Origin of the sequence: Aeromicrobium sp., from assembly GCF_049586495.1 — a bacterium.
GTDB lineage: Bacteria > Actinomycetota > Actinomycetes > Propionibacteriales > Nocardioidaceae > Aeromicrobium.
This window is the reverse complement of the sequence record NZ_JBAVCB010000209.1, coordinates 1-4,433: the sequence shown is the minus strand read 5'-3', so window position 1 is coordinate 4,433 and position 4,433 is coordinate 1. Positions and strand designations below refer to the sequence as shown.

Annotated in this window: 8 protein-coding genes; 5 read left to right on the top strand and 3 right to left on the bottom strand. The window is 66.0% G+C overall.

Annotated elements, in window-relative coordinates:
• Positions 1–233 (bottom strand): sugar phosphate nucleotidyltransferase (locus WB508_RS11240; protein ID WP_423844973.1); only part of this gene is annotated, 233 nt, incomplete at its 3' end.
• A 39-nt stretch (positions 234–272) separates the two neighbouring features.
• On the opposite strand from WB508_RS11240, the gene WB508_RS11235 reads away from it, so the two are divergent.
• From WB508_RS11235 to WB508_RS11220, 4 genes are all read left to right on the top strand, one after another.
• Positions 273–1,202 carry an asparaginase gene (locus WB508_RS11235; RefSeq protein WP_423844972.1) on the top strand — a complete coding sequence of 310 codons (930 nt, stop codon included), beginning with the start codon at positions 273–275 and terminating at the stop codon, positions 1,200–1,202.
• An 89-nt stretch (positions 1,203–1,291) separates the two neighbouring features.
• Positions 1,292–1,726 carry a helix-turn-helix domain-containing protein gene (locus WB508_RS11230; RefSeq protein WP_423844971.1) on the top strand — a complete coding sequence of 145 codons (435 nt, stop codon included), beginning with the start codon at positions 1,292–1,294 and terminating at the stop codon, positions 1,724–1,726.
• Positions 1,723–2,259: a hypothetical protein gene (locus WB508_RS11225; protein WP_423844970.1), complete on the top strand. Its 537-nt coding sequence runs from the start codon at positions 1,723–1,725 to the stop codon at positions 2,257–2,259. Before WB508_RS11230 ends, WB508_RS11225 begins: the two co-directional genes overlap by 4 nt.
• Before the next feature lie 79 nt (positions 2,260–2,338).
• Entirely contained in the window at positions 2,339–2,611 is a 273-nt protein-coding gene (locus WB508_RS11220; RefSeq protein ID WP_423844969.1) for a DUF2516 family protein, read from the top strand.
• A 3-nt stretch (positions 2,612–2,614) separates the two neighbouring features.
• Here WB508_RS11220 and WB508_RS11215 read toward each other — a convergent pair whose 3' ends face one another.
• Positions 2,615–2,932, bottom strand: a complete 318-nt coding sequence (locus WB508_RS11215) for a hypothetical protein (RefSeq protein ID WP_423844968.1) — start codon at positions 2,930–2,932, stop codon at positions 2,615–2,617.
• A gap of 60 nt (positions 2,933–2,992) precedes the next feature.
• Between WB508_RS11215 and WB508_RS11210 the strand changes: the two genes are divergently transcribed.
• Positions 2,993–3,616 carry an alpha-ketoglutarate-dependent dioxygenase AlkB gene (locus WB508_RS11210; RefSeq protein ID WP_423844967.1) on the top strand — a complete coding sequence of 208 codons (624 nt, stop codon included), beginning with the start codon at positions 2,993–2,995 and terminating at the stop codon, positions 3,614–3,616.
• A 273-nt stretch (positions 3,617–3,889) separates the two neighbouring features.
• Here WB508_RS11210 and WB508_RS11205 read toward each other — a convergent pair.
• Positions 3,890–4,433, bottom strand: a 544-nt coding sequence (locus WB508_RS11205; protein WP_423844966.1) for a hypothetical protein, incomplete at its 5' end; no start/stop codon positions are given.

Genomic DNA, 4,433 nt, shown 5'->3' with positions numbered 1-4,433 from the left:
GGTAGCTGCTCGCCGATCGAATCGGCGTGCGCGGCTCCCGTGACGATCCAGATCCGGTCGGGTGGGATGAGCTGACTCAGGCGGTCCCAGGTCTGCTGCACCAGGGTGCGGCCCGAGCCGTCGACGTCGAGCAGGAACTTGGGGTGAGCGCGCCGCGACAGCGGCCACAGTCGGGTGCCAGCTCCACCTGCAGGGATGATCGCGTGGAAGGAGTCAAGAGAAGCCGATGTCACGACGTCACTGTAGGGGACGGTCATGCCAGAGTGGGTCCTGTGGACGTGGTGGCAGAGGTGGTCAGGTCGGGATTCGTCGAGAGCCGGCATCGCGGGGTCGCGGTTCGGGTCGGGCCCGATGCGCGCGTGTTGTGGTCGCTCGGCGACCCGAGCACGGTGGTCTTTCCGCGCTCGGCCAACAAGCCGATCCAGGCGCTCGCCATGCTGCGCGCCGGACTGCCGCTCGACGGCGAGCTTCTGGCGCTCGCGGCCGGCAGCCACGCAGGGGAGAGCTTCCATCTCGCGGGGGTTCGCGCGATTCTCACCCAGGCTGGTCTGGACGAATCCGCTCTTCGAACCCCTGCGGCGTACCCCATCGATCCGCACGAGCACGCCGATCTGCTGCGGTCAGGTGGCACCCGAGCCCCGATCTTGATGGATTGCTCGGGCAAGCATGCCGCGATGCTGCTCACCTGCGCTGTCAACGGTTGGCCATTGGACACCTATCTGCACGTCGACCATCCCCTTCAGGTCCTCATCACGGAAACCTTCACCGAGGTCACCGGAAGCTCGCCGGCCGTGGTGGGCACCGACGGATGTGGAGCGCCGCTTCTGGGGTGCAGCTTGGCGAGCTTGGCGAGTGCTGTGGGTGGGATGCGGCGCGGCGAGGCTGGAGCAGAGGGTGATCGGCTCCTCGAAGCATGGCTGAGTCACCCCGAATATGTGAGTGGCACGCGACGACCCGAACGAGCGCTGATGGGGGCTGTGCCCGGACTGGTCGCCAAGTGGGGGGCCGAGAGCGTGTATGTCGTCGGCCTGCCTGATGGGACGGCGATCACCCTCAAGATCGAGGACGGTGCGGAGCGTCCGGTCTACGCGGTGATGAATCGGATCATCGAGCTGGCCGGAGTGCAGGCCGACTTCCTCGCTGAGCGCCCCGTCGTGCTGGGAGGCGGGCAGCCGATCGGTGAGATCCGCACGGCCTTCTGAACCCCTGAAACGGCTGCGCCCTCGCAGTGTGACGTACCTCGCAAACAGTTCTGCTTGCATTTGCTAACTTTTGCAAGCACACTAGAGGTATGGCCAAGTTGAGCATGCAGCGCACCGTCGAAGGACTCGGCGAATACCTGCGTGAGCAGCGCGGTCAGGCCCAGATGTCCTTGCGACAGCTGGCCGAGCTCACGGATGTGTCCAATCCGTATCTCAGCCAGATCGAGCGAGGGCTTCGCCGTCCATCGGCAGAGGTGCTGCAGCAGATCGCGAAAGCACTGCGCATCTCGGCTGAGTCGCTCTACGTACGAGCCGGCATCCTCGATGCCGACGAGTCTGGAGCACGGATGGTCGAAGACGCCATCGCGTTGGACCCTCGTCTGACCGAGCGACAGAAGACCGCCCTGCTCGATATCTATCAATCCTTCGTTGGAGCTGACGAAGCGACTGACAGCGAGTTGGCCGCCACCGTCACCGAAGCAAACATCTCGCCCCGCGGGGCAGACAACCAGGAGGAAAAATGACCATCACCACCACGATCAATGCCCAGTTCAAGTCCATCGTCGAGGACGTCAAGGCTCTGCCCGAGACGTTCAAGAAGATCGACATCGCTGATCTGCAGAAGCAGGCCGAGGGCCTCGTGCAGACCGCCGTCGGCACCGCGACCGCGACGTACACCGATCTGCAGAAGCAGGCCGAGGGCGTCTACGCCAAGGCCAAGGGCCTCAAGGTCGACGACATCCGCAAGACCGTGGACAACAGCGTCGACGACGTCACGAAGACCGCCAAGGGCTTCGCCGACGACGCGCAGAAGCGTGCCGAGCAGCTCGTGACGGACGCCAAGACGCAGGTCACCAAGGTGACGTCGAAGGCCCCGACCACGGCCCGCAAGGCTGCCGAGAAGGTCGACACGACCGTCAAGAAGACGCCTGAGCCGGCCAAGAAGACGGCCGCCAAGAAGGCCCCGGCCGCGAAGACCGCCGCCAAGAAGCCTGCTGCCAAGAAGGCTCCGGCCACCAAGACCGCCGCCAAGAAGGCGCCGGCCAAGAAGGCCTGACACGCACCAGCACCATCACAGGAGGCGGGTCCCCTCGGGGGCTCGCCTCCTGTGCTGTCCGGGTCGATACAGTGAGCGCGTGCTTGATTTCGCCGGTGTGCAGGGTGGCATCTCCCTGGTCCTGACCGTGGTGTTGCTGGTCGTCAAGGGATTCGCCTTGGTTGACTGTCTTGGTCGCTCGCCCAGCTCGTTTCTCGCGCACGACACGCTGCCCAAGCGCAGCTGGACCATCATTCTGGTCCTGGCGCTGCTGGCCCACATCGTCTTCCCGGGTCCGCTCAGCGTGTTCAACCTGATCGGCACCGTCGCGGCGCTGGTGTACCTCGCCCAGCTGCGGGGCTCCAGCCTGTAGGGCTCAGGCGTCGCGTCGGGCGGGGTGCAGCCAGCGCGTGATGAGCACGCGCATCAAAGCGAGCTCCTCGTCGGTATCGACGTCTGGATGGCTGAGTCGAATGGCCCGATGCCCGTGCACGGTCGCGATCAGCCAGCGAACGACGTCCGACAGGTGTAGCTCGCGGTCGATGCTCCGGTCGGCGATCGCTTCGATGACGATCTGCTCGAGCGTGCGCTCGGTGTCCGGGTTGACGGGAAGGGCAGGGTCCGAGGCGAGTCGGTCGACCAGGTCGAGGAGGCGCTCGTACGGCGCCTCGGGCACGGACTCGGTGACGGACATGAGGCAAGCCTAGAGGCGCGCCCCATAGAACATCTGTTCGATCCGTCGTAGGCTTGGTCCATGTACTTCCAGGCGTCCCTGCTCGACACGGCCGATGTCGCCCGAGTGGCGTCCTTGGCCGGGTCGGTGCAGCGTCACGAGCTGGCCCACGGCGCGTGGGTGGATGTACGACCCGGGTGGATGACGGGCGCCGATGCGCTGTTCTTGCGACTACAGGCTGATGTGGAGTGGCGCGCCGAGCAGCGCGAGATGTACGACACGGTCGTCCAGGTGCCGCGGTTGCTGCGCTCCTATGGTGCTCACGACGAGCTGCCCGACCCGGCCCTGCTCGGGGCCCGCGACACCCTCAGCCGTTTTTATGCCGAGGAGCTCGGCGAGCCGTTCGTCACCGCCGGGCTGTGCTACTACCGCGACGGTCGCGACAGCGTCGCGTGGCACGGCGATCGCATGGGGCGCGGCCGGACCGCCGACACCATGGTGGCGATCCTGTCGCTCGGCGCTCCGCGGCGGTTGTCGCTGCGTCCCCGCGCAGGCGGCCCGTCGATCGGGTTTTCGGTAGGCCACGGCGACCTGCTCGTCATGGGCGGATCCTGCCAGCGCACGTGGGATCACGCAGTTCTCAAGACTGTGCGACCTGCAGGACCTCGCATCAGCGTCCAGTTCCGCCCCGCCGGCGTGCTCTGAGGAAGATCAGCCTGTTCGGGATTGTTCGGGGTTCCGTTCCGGCGGGCTTTGGCCCGCGCGGCCACGTCTAATGGGCGTCATGTACCGAGCAAAGGTGGGGGAGCGGTGAACGGGGCACCCAGCAGTGGCGACGGCTCCGAATGGATCTGCTCCGAGCCGAGGCTCGACGATCTGGGTGAGGCTCCACGCCAGCTGCCAGCAGCGCTGGACCGCCTGCCAGAGGATCTGCGGACATTTCTGATCGAGTACGCGCAGTCAACGTCCGACAAAGTGCTAGCGGTGCGTCGGGCCCGCTGATCCCGCAAGGGTGAGCTTGTCGCGGTTGCGCAGGCCGACTGGCAGCGCCAAGATGACGACCAGGGCGACGAAGCCGCTGATCACCTTGTCGCCGACCGACGTCACCACGTTCGACAGGCCGACCGCGACGACCAGTTCATGTGTCATAGCCAGGAAGGTCCGCGTCATGTCGTCTTGGTCGTGGCCGACGGAACCGCCGAAGACGAACACCACGATGGGCACTGCGACGACCGAGCAGACTGCGGCGACCAGCAGGTTCAACGTAAAGAATCTCGGCAGCGTCCGGCCCATCTCGAACTTGGCGATCCCGTACCCCCAGACCAGAGCGCCAGCGACGTTGACCAGCAGGAAGGGCGCCGAGTCCGCGCCGCTGATGGCCATGCCGGCGATGTTGGTCGTCGCACCCACGAGAGCTCCGCGCCAGGGTCCCAGAGCGATCGCCGCGATGGCCGTACCCCACATGTCCAGGTGGACCGGCAGGGAGAGCTGCTCGACACCAACGCGACCGACGAGGTTGAAC

Excerpts from the sequence above, each read along its gene's own strand:
- WB508_RS11230 (WP_423844971.1), top strand. The coding sequence starts at position 1,292 with ATGGCCAAGTTGAGCATGCAGCGCACCGTCGAAGGACTCGGCGAATAC.
- WB508_RS11225 (WP_423844970.1), top strand. The coding sequence starts at position 1,723 with ATGACCATCACCACCACGATCAATGCCCAGTTCAAGTCCATCGTCGAG.
- WB508_RS11215 (WP_423844968.1), bottom strand. The coding sequence starts at position 2,932 with ATGTCCGTCACCGAGTCCGTGCCCGAGGCGCCGTACGAGCGCCTCCTC.
- WB508_RS11210 (WP_423844967.1), top strand. The coding sequence starts at position 2,993 with ATGTACTTCCAGGCGTCCCTGCTCGACACGGCCGATGTCGCCCGAGTG.